Raw genomic sequence first — 15,348 nt, forward strand, 5'->3', positions numbered from 1 at the left:
AACTAATGAGGTGAATAAACCCGCCCCTTAACAGACCGTCGAAAAACTACTGCGCTCGGCTATGCGGCGTTGAACTCAGCCTCAAAATGCTCATGTACAGCTCGTACACTGCGCTTTTTCGGCTGATTTCGCCTTGCCTAGCCGTCGCTCGCTACATTTTTCAACGGTCTGTCTGGGCGAGAAGATGCAAGCTCGCGGCGCTAAGTGCTAGCGCCGTACGCTTATGCTTCGTGGCTGTACTGAGCCAGGCGTGCATCGTTTTGCATCACGGCCAAGGTAGCCGCTTGCACTTGCTCAGCAGTAACGCTGGCGCTGCTGAAGATTTCACTGAAATGTGCGTGGGTTACCGCGGCGAAGTGGGCGCGATCTTGCGGCTGTACACCCAATACCACGGCGTAGGTGGTCAGGGCTTCGCCGTCGCCTTTGGCCATGTCTTCGGACAGTTCGTCCATCATGCCGTTCAGCGCCAGCATCGACTTGCCGCCGTAAGTCAGCATGCCTTTGGTCGAGCAGCCGTTGGTGCCGGAGGTCATGCCAAAGGTGGCGTTGCCCGAGGTGCCGTTGGTAGTCGAGGCGAGGAAGTGTGAGCCCATGCCTTTATCGCCTTTGAACAACATATTGCCCCAGCCACAGCTTGGGCCGCCGGGTGCTTCGGCGAAGGCGTTAACGGAAAGAGCGGTGAGTAGCGTACCTAGCAGGAGTTTTTTCATAGTTTTACTCTCAATGCAGTCCTTGGTAAGTGGCGTCAAAAAGGTGCAACGCCGGGTTGCAGCTTTTCGACTTGTCGGCGGCCTGTCAAGGCCAGGCTGTTGTAGCTGTGGCTGAGTCGGCAGCGGCGCATGATTTAGATCAGTGCAAGTTGTCGATCAGCAGCCACACTAACCATAGACCCATCTCTGGAGTGTGCTGCATGACCAGCTTCGATCCCCATAGCCGCCTGGCTACTTTGGCCGCCGAGTATGCCGCCCGCGCCGAGGCGATTCGGCGCGACTTGGCGCGCGCCCATTCCCCCGATTTTGCCGAGCAGGCGCAGCAGCGGCAGAACGATGAAGTGCTCGAAGCGCTGCTAACCGAGGCCGGCGCGGCTCAGCGGCAAGTGGCCCACGCCCTGGTGCGTTTAGCCGAGGGCAGCTATGGGCAATGCCTGCGCTGTGGCCAGCCGATTGCTCCGGCGCGTTTGCAGGCCATGCCGGCTGCCGAGTTTTGTCTGGCCTGCGCCGATTTTCCGGAACGCTAGTGGAGAATGGGAAGTGGATAGTGGAAAGTGGGCGCGACTTCCGGCTCCCCACTCTCCACTTCCCCATCTTTAAGGATTACCCATGGCCGATTCGATTGCTGCTGCCCTGCGTGTGCCACCTGATGCTTTGACCCGCCCCTTTGCGCCTGCGCAGTTCAATTTCACCACCACCGATGAGTTGGAGTCGTTTCGCGGCGTGCTTGGCCAGGAGCGCGCGGTGGAGGCCATGCAGTTTGGCGTGGCCATGCCGCGCCCCGGTTACAACGTCTATGTGATGGGCGAGCCGGGTACCGGGCGTTTTTCCTTTGTGCAGCGTTACCTCAAGGCCGAGGCCAAGCGCTTGGCCACCCCGGCGGATCGGCTCTACGTCAATCACTTCGATGAGCCCCGCGAGCCGCGTGCCCTGGAGTTGCCGGCTGGCAGCGCCAGTGCCTTTATCGCCGACATTAGCCAGCTGATCGACAACCTGCTGACCAGCTTTCCGGCGGTGTTCGAGCTGCCGTCTTATCAGCAGAAAAAAAGCGCCATCGACCGCATCTTCAATCAACGCTATGACCGTGCCCTGGATGTGGTCGAGCGCTTGGCGCTGGAGAAGGACGTGGCGCTGTACCGCGACAACAGCAATATCGCCTTCACCCCGATGAAGGACAACAAAGCCCTGGATGAAGCCGAGTTCGCTCAGCTGCCAGAGGCCGAGCGCGAGCGTTTTCATGTCGATATTGCCGCCCTGGAGGAGCGCCTCAATGAGGAGCTGGCCAGCCTGCAACAGTGGAAGCGCGAGTCGAGCAATCAGTTGCGTCAGCTCGATGAGGAAACCATCAGCCTGGCCTTGCAACCCTTGCTGGCGCCGCTGTCGATGCGCTATGCGGAGAACGCTGGGGTCTGCGCTTACCTGCAAGCGCTGCAGGTTAATTTGCTCAAGACCGTGGTCGAGCAATTGGTCGATGTCGACCGGGCCGCCGCACAAACCCGCAAACTGCTGGAGGAGCAATACGCTCCCAGTTTGGTGGTCGGCCATCATCAGCATGGCGGTGCGCCGGTGGTGTTTGAGTCGCACCCGACTTACGACAATCTGTTTGGCCGCATCGAGTACAACACCGATCAAGGCGCGCTCTACACCAGCTACCGGCAGCTGCGGCCGGGCGCCTTGCACCGCGCCAATGGCGGTTTCTTGGTGCTGGAGGCAGAGAAGCTGCTGAGTGAGCCCTTTGTCTGGGATGCCCTCAAGCGCGCCCTGCATTCGCGGCAATTGAAGATGGAATCGCCGCTCGGTGAGCTGGGCCGTATCGCCACAGTCACCCTCAATCCGCAGGTGATACCGCTGCAGGTCAAGGTGGTGATCATCGGCTCGCGCGAGCTGTATTACACCCTGCAGGACCTGGACCCGGACTTTCAGGAGATGTTCCGGGTGCTGGTCGATTTTGACGAGGACATTCCGCTGCTCGAAGACAGCCTCGAACAATTTGCCCAATTGCTGAAAACCCGCACCACTGAGGAGGGCATGGCGCCTTTGACCGCGGCGGCGGTGGCGCGCTTGGCCACCTACAGCGCGCGGCTGGCCGAGCATCAGGGCCGGTTGTCGGCGTTGATTGGCGATATTTTCCAGCTGGTCAGTGAGGCCGACTTTATTCGTCAGCTGGCCCATGAGGAGCACACCGATGTCGGTCATATCGAGCGGGCGCTGAAGGCCAAGGCCGACCGCACCGGGCGGGTGTCGGCGCGGATTTTGGACGACATGCTGGCCGGCATCATCCTGATCGACACCAGCGGCGCGGCGGTCGGTAAGTGCAACGGGTTGACCGTGCTGGAGGTGGGCGACTCGGCCTTCGGTGTGCCAGCGCGGATTTCCGCCACTGTCTATCCGGGCAACTCGGGAATTGTCGATATCGAGCGCGAGGTCAATCTCGGCCAGCCGATTCACTCCAAGGGCGTGATGATTCTCACCGGTTACCTGGGCAGCCGCTACGCCCAGGAGTATCCGCTGGATATTTCCGCCAGTATCGCCCTGGAGCAATCCTACGGTTATGTCGATGGCGACAGCGCTTCACTCGGAGAGGTCTGTACGCTGATCTCGGCCCTGTCGCGCACACCGCTAAAGCAGTGCTTCGCCATTACCGGCTCGATCAACCAGTTTGGTGAGGTGCAGGCGGTCGGCGGGGTCAATGAGAAGATCGAAGGTTTCTTCCGCCTGTGCGAGGCCCGTGGCTTGACCGGCGAGCAGGGGGCGATCATCCCGTACTCCAATGTCTCCACCCTGATGCTTGATGAGCGGGTGCTGCAGGCGGTGCGCGCCGGCAAGTTTCATGTCTATGCGGTGCGCCAGGTCGATGAGGCCTTGGGCTTGTTGGTCGGTGCGCCGGCCGGCGCGGTGGATGCCAAGGGTGCGTTTGCCGAGGGCAGCGTCAATGCGCGGGTGGTCGAGCGCCTGCGCGAGATTGCCGAGTTGGGCCCGGACGATGAAGAGGATGACGTGCCAGCGGCTAAAGCGGCCGAGCCGGCCGCCAAACCTGCGCGCAAGAAGCCCGTGAAGAAACCGGCGGCGGCCGGCCCAACCGCTTAACTCCAAGTCGGTTCAAGGCTCGGGTGGTTGGTCAGTCACTGAACGTTGGCCGCCCGCCACGAGTTCGCCGGGCGCGAGACGCTTTTCCAGTGTTCATCCACAGAGTTATCCACAGTTTTTGGGGGTAACTTTCGGCCTTTATTGGGCCGCGTTGCGGGTGTAGGCTGAAGCTAAGCCCTGCTCGGAGTCACGGCCATGTCGCCTACCCTCTGTCTTACCCGCCAGTATCTTGGAGTGGTTACTCGGATCGAGTGTGCGGTGCGCCCGTTGGTCGGCAATCAGGGCCACTGGGTGGTGCTCTGTGTGGCCGGTATGGACGGCCAGCAACCCTCGGTGGTTAATGCTCAGGGCCCATTCTGCGGGCCTTTCGCGGCAGAGGAGATACTCGCCGGAATAACCGTCAGTCTGCAAATGCAGGGCTATCGGCAGGCGTTTGATGTGCCTATCTGGAGCCTGCATATGCAGGCCAAAATGCGCCAGCTAAATGGCCTGCGCGGTCACGCATCAGTCGATTTCCAATCCCATCCCGAGCGCTGAAATCAGGCGGTAAGCCTGCTGCATGGGCGATGCTGGCCATGCTGTTAGTGGCGCAGGGTGAGTCGGCGGCAAAAACCTTATCCACAATTGGCCTGGGCCGCATTGGCAGTGTTACTGCGCATTGCGCGGGCAGCGCTGCGCCTTGTCGGTCGCTGCGGTGTGGGTATACTCAGCGCCGGTTTTTATCTTTCTGCGAGGCAGTATGGAACGCTTGATTGAAAACACGATGTACGCCTCCCGTTGGTTGTTGGCGCCGATTTACTTTGGTTTGTCGCTGGGTTTGCTGGCGCTGTGCTTAAAGTTTTTCCAAGAAATTTTTCATATTATCCCCAGCGTATTTGCCATGGCCGAGGCGGATCTGATTCTGGTGCTGTTGTCGTTGATCGACATGGCGCTGGTGGGTGGCTTGTTGGTGATGGTGATGTTGTCGGGCTACGAAAACTTCGTATCGGCCCTCGATATTGATGATGGCAAAGAGAAGCTCAGCTGGCTGGGTAAGATGGACTCCAGCTCGCTGAAGATGAAAGTCGCGGCGTCGATCGTGGCAATCTCGTCGATTCATCTGCTCAAGGTGTTTATGGATGCCAAGAACACCCCGACCGAATACCTGATGTGGTATGTGATCATCCACATGACCTTCGTGGTCTCGGCGTTTGCCATGGGTTACCTGGACAAGCTGACCAAGCACTGAGGTCGTCCGGGGCAATACTGCCTGCAATGAAAAAGGAGCACTGCGGTGCTCCTTTTTTGTGGGTGCGAATCAGGTTGCGCTGAAGGTGCGATATGGCTTCTGTAGGAGCGGATTTATCCGCGATGCCCTTTGTCTTGAAAGCATCGCGGCTGAAGCCGCTCCTACAGTTGGCGATGAACCTTGGCGCGGTTACGGCTGCTGGTTCAGGGCCGGGTCGTGGAATACGCCCTTGCTGTCGGTGTTAAGCATGAACTCGGCGGCGGCGCGGCGGATTTCCGGGCTCAGGTAATCCTGCTTGGGCATGGCCGGGTAGTCGTCGCGCTTCTTGGTTGGGTTGGTGATGTAGTCGACGATGCCTTGCGGGTTGTCCATATACAACGCCTGAATGACTTCTACCGGTGGGCCGATCATGCGCATGTTGTAGGCGTGGCAGCCGGCGCAGACGCCGTAGTAGACCATCTTGCCTTTCTCTTCGAGCTTGAACTCACGGGGTGCCACCGGTTCTGCCAGCAGGTAGCTGTGGGTGTCGGCGGTGGTGGAGAAACCGCAGGTGCCGAAGCTCTTGAGGCCCAGGGTCGGATACTGGCGCGGGTTTAGCAGGCAGCTGTCGCGGCTGGTGCCGACGCTGATGATGTCGACGGTGCCGCTGGTCAGGCTGGCAACCTTAAGGGCTTTGATATCGTCGATGGGCTCGGCGCCGTTGTTGAACATCAGGTTGTTGAGGATCGAGACCTTGTCCGAGTGCGGGTCGGAGTCTGGGTCCTTGGTGATGTTGGCAAAGCTGTCGTGGTCGGTGATGACGATGCCGACGTTCTGGTTGCCGCTGATGATGTTGTTCTCGATGGTCACCTCGTCGGCGGCCATGACGATGATGCCGGTGCCTGCCGGTACGCCGGAGACGATGGAGCCCGGCGCGCCGAAGTTGGGGTGGTTGTTGTCGGTGATGAAGTTGTTGCGAATGATCACGTCGAAGGTGGTCTTGATCGGCAGCCCCGGGGTGATAAACGCGAGGATGCCGCCGGTGTTGTTATAGACCTTGTTGTTCTCGACGATGGAATGCCGCGAGTTTTCGATCTCGATACCGGCGACGTTGGCGAACACCTCGTTGTTGTTGACGTGCACGTTGTCGCACATGCCGATGTAGATGGCCGCGTCCTCGATGCCGCTGAGCACGTTGTTGCTGACCAGGCCATTTTTGCCCAGTTGCGGGAAGATCCCGTAGACGCCGGTGTCGATCACCCGGTTATTGCGGATCAGGAAGTTGTTGCCGGCCTGACCCATGATCGCATTGCCCTTGTAATGGGTGATGTGCAGGTTCTCGACGGTGATGTTATTGCCCGAGTAGAGCACCGCATCGTTGAGTGTTTGCCCGCCTTCCATGGTCGGCCACTGACCGTCGACTATCACGCCGCTGAGCAGGATGTCGTCCTTGTCGATGTACACGGTTTCTTTGTAGGTGCCGGGATACACCTGGATCACATCGCCCGGCTGAGCCTTTTGCACAGCGGTCTGGATCGATTCCCCATCGCGCACCGCATGCACCTGGCCCTTGCCGCTGGCGCCGACCGATTTGGCCAGGCTGCCGACGGCGGCGCTGGTCGCCCCGGACTTTTGCGCATAGCGATCGCTGCCACCGACGATGGTGGCGCTGTTGTCGCTGCCGAGCTGATTACCGAGGTAGACGCCGGCGGCGAGCAGGCCGACGGCGGCGATGGCGCTGATGATCTTCTTGCCCATTATTATTCTCCTTGTGACACAAGACGTGCGGCTGCGGTGGTGTTCGTGGCGCCCTGCAGGGCAGCAGGTAGGCGCCCGCCGGGGGTTAAGCCGGACGGCACCTGGGTGGGTGTGGCGGGGGTGAAGCTGTCGTCGCTGAGGGTTTGCATGAAATCCACCAGGCGATCCAGTTCCAGCTCGGCCAGCTTGGGTTCCCAGATATGCCAGTGCAGAGTCATGCGCGCCTGCTCTGCTTCGGGCAGCGCGTGGCCGCGGCCCTTGGTGTAGAACTCGCTGGCGTCGCGCAGATTGCCGAACGCGCCGTTGTGCATATAGGGCGCGGTCTGGGCGATGTTGCGCAGCGATGGCACCTTGAAACCGCCGCGCCAGGTGGGGTTGTGAGACTGGCTTTCGGCGCCGGCATCGAAGGGCTGGCCGGGGGGCTCGGGCACGCCGATCACGGCAATCTGCTGGTTGGTGAACAGTGGCGGCGTGTGGCACTCGGCGCAGCGGGCGACGAACGAGCGAAACACATTCATGCCTTCCAGCTCATCCGCATTCAGGGCTTCGGCATAGCCGTGGGCGTAGTGGTCGTAGCGGCTGTTCAGTGAGATCAGCGAGGTCTCGAAGGCGGCGATGGCGGCGTAGATCTGCGTCAAGGTGATGGGCTGCGTCGGCTCGCCCGGATAGACAGTGGCGAACAGCCGCTGGTAGGTGCTGTTGGCGTTGATTGAGCTGAGCAGCTGAGTCGGGGTGTTACCCATTTCGTTGGCGGCGTACAGCGGCCCGGTCATCTGTTCTTCCAGTGATTTGGCCCGCGCATCCCAGAAGAAACTGGTCAGGAATGCCATATTCCACAGGCTCGGCGCCCCGCGGCTGGCGCTGCGGCCGTGAATGCCGGTGCTCTTGGCCTGGCCGTCGGCAAAGCCTAGCTTGGGGTGATGACAGCTGGCGCAGGACAGGGTTTGGTCGCCGGACAGCAGTGGGTCGAAGAACAGCTGGCGACCGAGGTCGATCTGCTGCGGAGAGAAGCCATCGCGGCGCGCCGGCAATGCAGTCTTCAGACCGCCAACCCCTTGGTTGTACAGCGAGTTGTACTGGTCATAGAGGCTGTGCAGGGCGCAGCTATTGCCTGCGGTCAGTTCAAAGCCTGGTGGGCAGTGGCTGGCCAGTTGGATGGGCGCAGGAGTGGTCTCGGCCTGGGCGCCGCCGATCAGCAGACTCAGCGCCAGCAGCCACGCCCGAGAACCACGACTGGAACGGCTCATGGTTGTTGCAGGCTGCTGATATGGGCGATCACGTCGAGCAGCTCTTGGTCATTGACGGTGGCGGCCATCATCTTCATTTGCTTGCCGTAGCGGTCGCCCGGCGCGCTGCCGCGGATGCCCTGTTTGAAGTGGTTAACTTGCAGCAGTAGATAGCTGTCGAGTTGCTGGCGCAGGCGCGGGCTGTGCATGGCCAGATTGCCTTCGGCTTGGCCGCCGTGACAGGCGCCGCATTTGGCTTGGTACAGGCGGCTGCCGAGGGCGGCGTTGCCGCTCAGGCTTGGCTTGATTGCCGGTGGTGGCAGGCTGGTCAGGTAGGCGGTTAGGTCGGCGATAGCTTGATCGTCGGGAAGCGTCGCGGCCATGGCCTGCATTTGCGCTCCGGCGCTGTCGCCGGGGTTGCTGCCACGCAGGCCACTCTTGAAGTTGCTCAATTGCCGAATCAGGTAGCTCTGCTGTTGCCCCGCCAGCACCGGCGCGGCCAGGGCTGGATTGCCTTGCGCCTGCTCGCCATGGCAACTGCTGCAAGCGCTAAACAAGGCTTTGCCGTGGCCAAGATCGGCCGCCAGTGCCGGCAGCCCACAGCTCAGCAAGGCGATCAAGAGGAGGTGCGATGGGCGAGCTGCAATCATGGGGCATCCTGCGGCGGCGCTGGCTGGCGCGGCGTCTGAGTAGAATCAGGTCAATGGGCGTTGGTTGAATATTAATTGGTACTATCGTGCCAGACAAGTAAATTGTATCAGCATGCCTATTTTTCTGGGGTGGCGGGCGGCTGGGGCGTGCAGGGCATCTGTGCTAGTCTGGCGGCCCTTTTTTCAGCGCATCCGGAGCCGAGCTATGTCCGAACTCAATCTGTCCCCCGATCTGTCCACCGACGCGGGTCGTGTTAGCTATGGCATTGGTCGTCAGCTGGGCGATCAGCTGCGTGACAATCCACCACCTGGCGCCGATCTGAATGCCATAGTCGCCGGCCTGACCGACGCTTTTGGGGGCGTGGCCAGCCGCGTAGGCCAAGAGGAGTTGTCGGCCAGCTTTAAAGTGATTCGCGAAATCATGCAGGCCGAGGCTCAGGCCAAAGCTGAAGCGGCGGCCGGTGCCGGGATCGCCTTCCTGGCGGAAAACGCCAAGAAAGCCGGGGTTACTCTGCTGGAGTCGGGCTTGCAGTACGAAGTGCTGATCGAAGGTAGCGGCGCCAAGCCGTCGGCCAACGACACCGTGCGCACTCACTATCACGGCACCCTGATCGACGGCACTGTGTTCGACAGCTCTTACGAGCGTGGCGAGCCGGCTGAGTTTCCAGTCGGTGGCGTAATTGCCGGTTGGGTTGAGGCCTTGCAGTTGATGGCGACCGGCAGCAAATGGCGCCTGACTGTACCGAGCGAATTGGCCTACGGCGGCCAAGCTGCAGGCAGCATTCCGCCGCACAGCGTGCTGGTATTTGATGTTGAGTTGTTGGCGATCTTGTAATGCTCGGCCTTGGCGCACTTAGGTGCGCCAAGGCGATACAGGCTAGCCGGGCAAGAGTGGCAAGTCGGTGCTGTTGGCGGGGCGCAATGCCCGGGCAAAGCAAAACAGAAACAAGTTGCGCAACAGCTCTTTAAGCACCAGCGGCTCGCTGGAGTTAAGGCTGGCCATATCCAGATCTCCTAGCTCACGTAACTCATCCAAAGCCTGTTCTTCCAGGACTAAACACACCTGACCGGTTTCCCGATGCAGGATGCGTAAGTACGGCTGTGGGCGATCCAACCAAGCGTCAATTAAATAGGTCATGACTCATCTCCTGTGCTTGAGGTTTAGATGAGAATACTTCGCATTCAGATAATAGCAAGACCTAACGCTTGTCGTGGGCATGAAAAAGCCCGTCACGTGGACGGGCTCCTTGTCGCTGGGCGAGCTTAGTGGGTGCGCGCCACGGCAAAGCGGCTGAGTTCGATTAGCGCATCGCGGTATTCGCTGGCGGGCAGGGTGTCGAGGCATTTGATGGCGCGCTCGGCATAGTCGCGGGCCTGCTGGGCGGTGTAGTCCAGGGCGCCGCAGGCTTCAACGGCGGCGCGGATGCTTTCTAAATCATCCAGTCCGCCTTTTTGGATGGCTTGGCGCACCAGGGCCGCTTGCTCTGGGGTGCCTTCGCGCATGCAGTAGATCAGCGGCAGGGTCGGCTTGCCTTCGGCCAAGTCGTCGCCGACGTTTTTGCCTAGGGTAGCCGCATCGCCACGGTAGTCGAGCAGGTCATCAACTAGCTGGAAGGCCACTCCGAGATGGTCGCCAAAGGTGCGCAGGGCTTCGGTTTGTGCGGTATCTGCGGCGGCTAGCACGGCCGCGCTGTGGGTCGAGGCCTCAAACAGCATGGCGGTTTTGCCGCGAATCACTTCCATATAGGTTTCTTCACTGGTGCTGGCGTCGCGAATTTTCGACAGTTGCAGCACCTCACCTTCGGCAATCACCCGGGTGGCCTTGGACAGGATGCGCATAACGTCCATCGAGCCCAGCTCCACCATCATCTCGAAGGAGCGCGAATAGAGGAAGTCGCCGACCAAGACGCTGGGCGCATTGCCCCACTGTGCATTGGCGGTGGAGCGGCCACGGCGCATGTCGGACATGTCGACGACGTCATCATGCAGCAAGGTGGCGGTGTGCAAAAATTCGATGGTGGCCGCCAATAAGCGCAACTGATCGCCTTGCTGGCCCAGCGCTTTGCCACACAGCAGCACCAGCAGCGGGCGCAGGCGTTTGCCGCCGGCGGAGATGATGTAATCACCAATCTTTTCTACCAGCGGCACGCGCGACACCAGTTGGCGACGGATGATCTCATCAACGGCGCTGAAGTCGTCGGCTACTACGCGATAAAAGGCTTGGGGTTGCATCGTTTTGGGTGGCTCCATCAAGGTTGCGCGGCATGCTAGGTGGCGGGGTCTAAGCTGTCAAGGCAAGCGCTTTGGGTGCTTGCGCTGAATCTGTGGCTTGCGTACAATCGCGGCCCCTGAACTTCCTGGGCATTACCTGCCTTACGCAATTGCAAGGGCGTCCATCCGGCGCCATGCAGCCATGCCAGCCGAAGACTATTCCTATAAAGCGCTGGGTGAGCAGGATTTAACGGAGCAAAATTATGTACGCTGTAATTGTTACCGGTGGCAAGCAATACAAGGTTGCCCAAGGCGAATACCTGAAAATTGAAAAGCTCGAAATCGCCGTTGGCGAGGCCGTGACTTTCGACCGCGTTCTGTTGGTTGCCAATGGCGACGACGTGAACATCGGTGCCCCAGTTGTTGAAGGCGCTAAGGTTGTGGCTGAAGTGATTGCCCAAGGCCGTCACGATAAGATCACCATCATCAAGTTCCGTCGCCGTAAGCACCACATGAAGCGTCAAGGTCACCGTCAGTGGTACACCGAGATCAAAATCACCGGTATTCAGGCTTAATCTTTTTAGCTTGATCCACAATTTGGAGTATTGAACTCATGGCACACAAAAAAGCTGGCGGTAGTACCCGCAACGGTCGCGACTCAGAATCGAAACGCCTTGGCGTTAAGATGTATGGCGGCCAGGCTATTATCCCAGGCAACATCATCGTGCGTCAGCGCGGCACCCAGTTCCACGCCGGTTATGGCGTTGGCATGGGTAAAGATCACACCCTGTTCGCGAAAGTGGAAGGCGTGATCAAGTTCCAAGTTAAGGGCGCCTTCGGTCGTCGCTACGTGAGCATCGTTCCGAAGACTGAAGTCGTCGCGGCGTAATCTCGTAGTTGCTGCAAAAGCCCTGTCTTGCGACGGGGCTTTTTTGTTTCTGTATTCCTGTGTTCCTTGTTTCATTTTGCCTGCTCTTGTGGCGGGAGGCGTAGCCCATGAAATTCGTCGATGAAGTATCGATTTTTGTAAAAGCCGGTGACGGCGGCAACGGCTGCATGAGCTTCCGTCGCGAGAAGTTCATTGAAAACGGTGGCCCTAACGGTGGCGACGGTGGTGATGGTGGTTCGGTGTATATGCTCGCCGACGAGAACCTCAACACCCTGGTCGACTACCGCTATACCCGCCGCTTCGATGCTGAGCGTGGCTCCAATGGCGGCAGTGCCGATTGCACGGGTCGCAAAGGTGAAGAGTCGGTGTTGCGGGTGCCGGTCGGCACTACGGTCATCGATGCCGGCACTCAAGAGGTTATTGGTGACCTGACTAAGGCCGGCCAGCGCTTGCTGGTCGCCCATGGCGGTTGGCATGGTTTGGGTAACACGCGGTTCAAATCGAGCACCAACCGCGCGCCGCGTCAGACCTCGCTGGGTAAGCCGGGTGAGTCCCGCGACCTTAAGTTAGAGCTGAAAGTCTTGGCTGATGTGGGCTTGCTCGGCTTGCCGAACGCCGGCAAGAGCACGCTGATTCGCTCGATCTCGGCAGCTAAGCCAAAAGTGGCGGATTATCCGTTCACCACGCTGGTGCCAAATCTGGGCGTGGTCAGTGTCGATCGCTACAAGAGCTTTGTGGTTGCCGATATTCCCGGTTTGATCGAGGGCGCCTCCGATGGCGCGGGCTTGGGGATTCGCTTCCTTAAGCACTTGGCGCGCACGCGTTTGCTGCTGCACCTGGTCGACATGGCGCCGCTGGATCTGACCGATGCGGCCGACTCGGCGGAAACCATCGTCAATGAGCTGACCAAGTTCAGCCCGTCCTTGGCGCTGCGTGATCGCTGGTTGGTGCTGAATAAGTCCGACCAGATCATGGAGGAGGAGCAAGAGGCGCGGATCAAGGAAATCACCGATCGGCTGGAATGGACCGGCCCGGTCTATGTGATTTCAGCGATTGGTCGCGAAGGCACCGAGAAGCTCTGTCAGGACATCATGCGCTATCTCGAAGAGCGCGCCGTGCGTCTGGCTGAAGAGCCGCAATATGCCAAGGATTTGGCTGAGCTGGACCGTCATATCGAAGATGAGGCGCGTGCTCAGTTGCAAGCGCTGGATGATCAGCGTGCGCTGCGGCGTACCGGTGTCAAGCCGGTGGGCGCCGAGGAAGATGACAGCTTCTGGGATGAAGAGGATGACGAGGACGGGCCAGAGATTATCTACGTCCGCGATTGATTGCCTCCACAACGCCGCTCATCAGCGGCGTTGTGCTAACTAACTGTTGGGCGTCGCCGCGCAGTGCGTCGCCCTTTGAGCAAGGTTGGATAAAGATGCGGGACAAGGTGACGGGTGCGCGGCGCTGGGTGGTGAAGATTGGTAGTGCGCTGCTGACGGCCGATGGTCGTGGCTTGGATCGGGCGGCCATGGCGGTCTGGGTTGAGCAGATGGTCGCGTTGCGCGCCGCTGGCGTGGAGTTGGTGTTGGTGTCGTCTGGCGCTGTGGCGGCGGGCATGAGTCGACTGGGCTGGACGACGCGACCGAGTGCGATTCATGAGCTGCAGGCCGCTGCTGCGGTGGGCCAGATGGGCTTGGTGCAGGCCTGGGAGTCGAGTTTTGCCGTGCATGGCACCCATGCTGCGCAGATTTTGCTGACCCACGACGATCTGTCGGATCGCAAGCGTTACCTGAATGCCCGCAGCACGTTGCGCACCCTGGTTGAGCTGGGCGCAATCCCGGTGATCAACGAAAATGACACGGTGGTCACCGACGAGATTCGCTTTGGTGACAACGATACGCTGGCGGCGCTGGTGGCCAATCTGGTCGAGGCTGACTTGCTGGTTATTCTCACCGACCGCGATGGCATGTTTGATGCTGATCCGCGGCACAATCCCGCTGCGCAGCTCATCAGTGAGGCGCGGGCCGATGATCCGGCCCTGGATGCGGTGGCGGGCGGCGTCGGTGGTGCGCTCGGTCGTGGCGGCATGCAGACCAAGTTGCGCGCGGCGCGCTTGGCGGCGCGCTCTGGGGCGCATACGGTGATTGTCGGCGGGATGATCGAGCGGGTGCTGGATCGGCTCAAGGCGGGCGAGAATCTAGGCACTCTGCTGACGCCTGAGCGTGGCTTGTTGGCGGCGCGTAAGCAGTGGCTGGCCGGGCACTTGCAGACTCGCGGCAGCTTGACCTTGGATGCGGGGGCGGTGCAGGCCTTGCAGTGCGGGCATAAGAGCTTGCTGCCTGTGGGTGTAACTGCCGTTTCGGGTGCTTTCCGCCGTGGCGAGATGGTGGTTTGTCTGGCTCCCGATGGTCGTGAGGTGGCGCGTGGCTTGGCCAATTACAGTGCGCTTGAGGCGCAAAAAATTATTGGTCAGGGTTCTGATGCTATCGAGGCCTTGCTGGGTTATGTCGATGAATCGGAATTGGTCCATCGCGACAATCTAATTTTGGTCTGAGTGCTGGAGGCTGCTGATGCGTGTCGCAAATAGCTTGCTGGGTCTATTGCTGGTTTTGCCGTTGAGTTGGTCGCTGCCGCTGGGCGCCGAAGAAATTGGCGAGGTCTCCACGGTATTTAAGTGGGTCGGGCCGAATGACAAGATAGTCGTCGAGGCCTTTGATGATCCGAAAGTGGCGGGGGTGACCTGTTACCTGTCGCGAGCCAAAACCGGTGGGATCAAAGGCGGTGTCGGCTTGGCGGAGGATCGCGCCGAGGCTTCCCTGGCATGTCGGCAGGTCGGGCCTATTGAGTTCAGGGCTGAGCTGAAAGAGGGTGAGGAGGTCTTTAAAGAGCGCACCTCGCTGGTATTCAAGACCATGCAGGTGGTGCGCTTCTTCGACCGCAAGCGCAATACGCTGGTGTATCTGGTGTACAGCGATCGGATCATCGAGGGCAGCCCGCAGAATGCGGTAACGGCTATCCCGATTTTGCCTTGGCAGAAGTGATTTTGCGCTAGGCGTTAATGCTTGGCTAAGCCGTCGGTGTGCTCGCGCACCGGCGGTTTTTTATTGTCGCGCAAAATGTGCGTGCAGCCTTGGCTTGGTTTTCGTGGGGCAATAAAAAACCGGCCGAAGCCGGTTTTTTAAGCGTTCGCAGTTTTAGGCTGCGATGCTGAGTGCCTTAACGTGTGCGTTCAGGCGGCTCTTATGACGTGCTGCTTTGTTCTTGTGGATGATGCCTTTGTCGGCCATACGGTCGATTACTGGCACGGCCAGAACGTAAGCTGCTTGAGCTTTTTCCAGGTCTTTGGCAGCAACAGCCTTAACCACGTTCTTGATGTAGGTGCGAACCATCGAGCGCTGACTGGCGTTATGGCTATTACGCTTCAGGGCCTGTTTGGCGCGTTTTTTGGCAGAAGGTGAATTGGCCACCGACAAGCTCCTCGATAAAATGGGTGATTACAAACAAATAAGGCCGCGAATAATGCCGGCGCCTTGTGCTGTTGTCAAGGGTGATTAGCCTAGCAAGCTTGGTTGCTGAGTGAGTTGCCGGCGCTGGGCGGGTGATTTATTTGCCGCAGAGCCCT

17 protein-coding genes are annotated in these 15,348 nt (G+C 59.8%); 10 read left to right on the top strand and 7 right to left on the bottom strand.

Annotation, left to right across the window (positions count from 1 at the left end; translation table 11 throughout):
- Positions 1-221 precede the first annotated feature (221 nt).
- The gene (locus tag Q8R10_RS07500; protein ID WP_305652495.1) at positions 222-710 is read right to left on the bottom strand and encodes a DUF3015 domain-containing protein; all 489 of its coding nucleotides are present in this window, start codon (positions 708-710) and stop codon (positions 222-224) included.
- 200 nt (positions 711-910) lie between these two features.
- Here Q8R10_RS07500 and Q8R10_RS07505 point away from each other — a divergent pair, with 200 nt between their 5' ends.
- From Q8R10_RS07505 to Q8R10_RS07520, 4 genes are all read left to right on the top strand, one after another.
- Positions 911-1,237: a TraR/DksA family transcriptional regulator gene (locus Q8R10_RS07505; RefSeq protein WP_305652497.1), complete on the top strand. Its 327-nt coding sequence runs from the start codon at positions 911-913 to the stop codon at positions 1,235-1,237.
- 82 nt (positions 1,238-1,319) lie between these two features.
- Entirely contained in the window at positions 1,320-3,797 is a 2,478-nt protein-coding gene (locus Q8R10_RS07510) for a Lon protease family protein (RefSeq protein WP_305652498.1), read from the top strand.
- A 195-nt stretch (positions 3,798-3,992) separates the two neighbouring features.
- Positions 3,993-4,334: a hypothetical protein gene (locus Q8R10_RS07515; RefSeq protein WP_305652500.1), complete on the top strand. Its 342-nt coding sequence runs from the start codon at positions 3,993-3,995 to the stop codon at positions 4,332-4,334.
- Between the two features lie 202 nt (positions 4,335-4,536).
- Positions 4,537-5,025: a TIGR00645 family protein gene (locus Q8R10_RS07520; protein ID WP_305652503.1), complete on the top strand. Its 489-nt coding sequence runs from the start codon at positions 4,537-4,539 to the stop codon at positions 5,023-5,025.
- Positions 5,026-5,214: 189 nt separating this feature from the next.
- Here the strand turns inward: Q8R10_RS07520 and Q8R10_RS07525 are convergent, their stop codons facing one another.
- The 3 genes from Q8R10_RS07525 to Q8R10_RS07535 are packed head-to-tail and all read right to left on the bottom strand — an operon-like array spanning position 5,215 to position 8,638.
- The gene (locus tag Q8R10_RS07525; protein WP_305652505.1) at positions 5,215-6,762 is read right to left on the bottom strand and encodes a parallel beta-helix domain-containing protein; all 1,548 of its coding nucleotides are present in this window, start codon (positions 6,760-6,762) and stop codon (positions 5,215-5,217) included.
- A 2-nt stretch (positions 6,763-6,764) separates the two neighbouring features.
- A complete protein-coding gene (locus Q8R10_RS07530; protein WP_305652507.1) occupies positions 6,765-8,009 on the bottom strand; it encodes a cytochrome-c peroxidase in 1,245 nt (414 codons plus the stop codon).
- A complete protein-coding gene (locus tag Q8R10_RS07535) occupies positions 8,006-8,638 on the bottom strand; it encodes a cytochrome c (RefSeq protein ID WP_305652509.1) in 633 nt (210 codons plus the stop codon). The genes Q8R10_RS07530 and Q8R10_RS07535 overlap by 4 nt, the downstream gene beginning before the upstream one ends.
- Positions 8,639-8,843: 205 nt before the next feature.
- Between Q8R10_RS07535 and Q8R10_RS07540 the strand changes: the two genes are divergently transcribed.
- Positions 8,844-9,473: an FKBP-type peptidyl-prolyl cis-trans isomerase gene (locus Q8R10_RS07540; RefSeq protein WP_305652511.1), complete on the top strand. Its 630-nt coding sequence runs from the start codon at positions 8,844-8,846 to the stop codon at positions 9,471-9,473.
- A gap of 42 nt (positions 9,474-9,515) precedes the next feature.
- Here the strand turns inward: Q8R10_RS07540 and Q8R10_RS07545 are convergent, their stop codons facing one another.
- Together Q8R10_RS07545 and Q8R10_RS07550 are read right to left on the bottom strand one after the other, a co-directional pair.
- Positions 9,516-9,776 (bottom strand): hypothetical protein, encoded by a 261-nt coding sequence (locus Q8R10_RS07545; protein ID WP_305652513.1) that lies wholly within the window; start codon positions 9,774-9,776, stop codon positions 9,516-9,518.
- A gap of 125 nt (positions 9,777-9,901) precedes the next feature.
- Positions 9,902-10,870 (bottom strand): polyprenyl synthetase family protein, encoded by a 969-nt coding sequence (locus Q8R10_RS07550; protein WP_305652515.1) that lies wholly within the window; start codon positions 10,868-10,870, stop codon positions 9,902-9,904.
- A gap of 242 nt (positions 10,871-11,112) precedes the next feature.
- On the opposite strand from Q8R10_RS07550, the gene rplU reads away from it, so the two are divergent.
- The 5 genes from rplU (at position 11,113) to Q8R10_RS07575 (ending at position 14,767) form a co-directional block, all read left to right on the top strand.
- Positions 11,113-11,424, top strand: coding sequence for a 50S ribosomal protein L21 (rplU, locus tag Q8R10_RS07555; protein ID WP_305652517.1), 312 nt, complete (start codon positions 11,113-11,115; stop codon positions 11,422-11,424).
- A 38-nt stretch (positions 11,425-11,462) separates the two neighbouring features.
- On the top strand, positions 11,463-11,738 hold the full coding sequence (rpmA, locus tag Q8R10_RS07560) for a 50S ribosomal protein L27 (RefSeq protein ID WP_305652519.1): 276 nt from the start codon (positions 11,463-11,465) through the stop codon (positions 11,736-11,738).
- Positions 11,739-11,845: 107 nt separating this feature from the next.
- Positions 11,846-13,066, top strand: a complete 1,221-nt coding sequence (cgtA, locus tag Q8R10_RS07565) for an Obg family GTPase CgtA (RefSeq protein ID WP_305652521.1) — start codon at positions 11,846-11,848, stop codon at positions 13,064-13,066.
- A gap of 95 nt (positions 13,067-13,161) precedes the next feature.
- Positions 13,162-14,280, top strand: coding sequence for a glutamate 5-kinase (gene proB, locus Q8R10_RS07570; protein WP_305652523.1), 1,119 nt, complete (start codon positions 13,162-13,164; stop codon positions 14,278-14,280).
- Between the two features lie 16 nt (positions 14,281-14,296).
- A complete protein-coding gene (locus Q8R10_RS07575; protein WP_305652525.1) occupies positions 14,297-14,767 on the top strand; it encodes a CreA family protein in 471 nt (156 codons plus the stop codon).
- A gap of 153 nt (positions 14,768-14,920) precedes the next feature.
- On the opposite strand, the gene rpsT is transcribed toward Q8R10_RS07575, so the two are convergent.
- The gene (rpsT, locus tag Q8R10_RS07580) at positions 14,921-15,193 is read right to left on the bottom strand and encodes a 30S ribosomal protein S20 (protein WP_305652527.1); all 273 of its coding nucleotides are present in this window, start codon (positions 15,191-15,193) and stop codon (positions 14,921-14,923) included.
- Positions 15,194-15,348 lie beyond the last annotated feature (155 nt).

It is taken from the genome of Pseudomonas sp. (assembly GCF_030698175.1).
Lineage (GTDB): Bacteria > Pseudomonadota > Gammaproteobacteria > Pseudomonadales > Pseudomonadaceae > Aquipseudomonas.

Coding starts and splice junctions, on each gene's coding strand:
- Q8R10_RS07500 (WP_305652495.1), bottom strand. CDS start 710: ATGAAAAAACTCCTGCTAGGTACGCTACTCACCGCTCTTTCCGTTAAC.
- Q8R10_RS07505 (WP_305652497.1), top strand. CDS start 911: ATGACCAGCTTCGATCCCCATAGCCGCCTGGCTACTTTGGCCGCCGAG.
- Q8R10_RS07510 (WP_305652498.1), top strand. CDS start 1,320: ATGGCCGATTCGATTGCTGCTGCCCTGCGTGTGCCACCTGATGCTTTG.
- Q8R10_RS07515 (WP_305652500.1), top strand. CDS start 3,993: ATGTCGCCTACCCTCTGTCTTACCCGCCAGTATCTTGGAGTGGTTACT.
- Q8R10_RS07520 (WP_305652503.1), top strand. CDS start 4,537: ATGGAACGCTTGATTGAAAACACGATGTACGCCTCCCGTTGGTTGTTG.
- Q8R10_RS07525 (WP_305652505.1), bottom strand. CDS start 6,762: ATGGGCAAGAAGATCATCAGCGCCATCGCCGCCGTCGGCCTGCTCGCC.
- Q8R10_RS07530 (WP_305652507.1), bottom strand. CDS start 8,009: ATGAGCCGTTCCAGTCGTGGTTCTCGGGCGTGGCTGCTGGCGCTGAGT.
- Q8R10_RS07535 (WP_305652509.1), bottom strand. CDS start 8,638: ATGATTGCAGCTCGCCCATCGCACCTCCTCTTGATCGCCTTGCTGAGC.
- Q8R10_RS07540 (WP_305652511.1), top strand. CDS start 8,844: ATGTCCGAACTCAATCTGTCCCCCGATCTGTCCACCGACGCGGGTCGT.
- Q8R10_RS07545 (WP_305652513.1), bottom strand. CDS start 9,776: ATGACCTATTTAATTGACGCTTGGTTGGATCGCCCACAGCCGTACTTA.
- Q8R10_RS07550 (WP_305652515.1), bottom strand. CDS start 10,870: ATGCAACCCCAAGCCTTTTATCGCGTAGTAGCCGACGACTTCAGCGCC.
- rplU (WP_305652517.1), top strand. CDS start 11,113: ATGTACGCTGTAATTGTTACCGGTGGCAAGCAATACAAGGTTGCCCAA.
- rpmA (WP_305652519.1), top strand. CDS start 11,463: ATGGCACACAAAAAAGCTGGCGGTAGTACCCGCAACGGTCGCGACTCA.
- cgtA (WP_305652521.1), top strand. CDS start 11,846: ATGAAATTCGTCGATGAAGTATCGATTTTTGTAAAAGCCGGTGACGGC.
- proB (WP_305652523.1), top strand. CDS start 13,162: ATGCGGGACAAGGTGACGGGTGCGCGGCGCTGGGTGGTGAAGATTGGT.
- Q8R10_RS07575 (WP_305652525.1), top strand. CDS start 14,297: ATGCGTGTCGCAAATAGCTTGCTGGGTCTATTGCTGGTTTTGCCGTTG.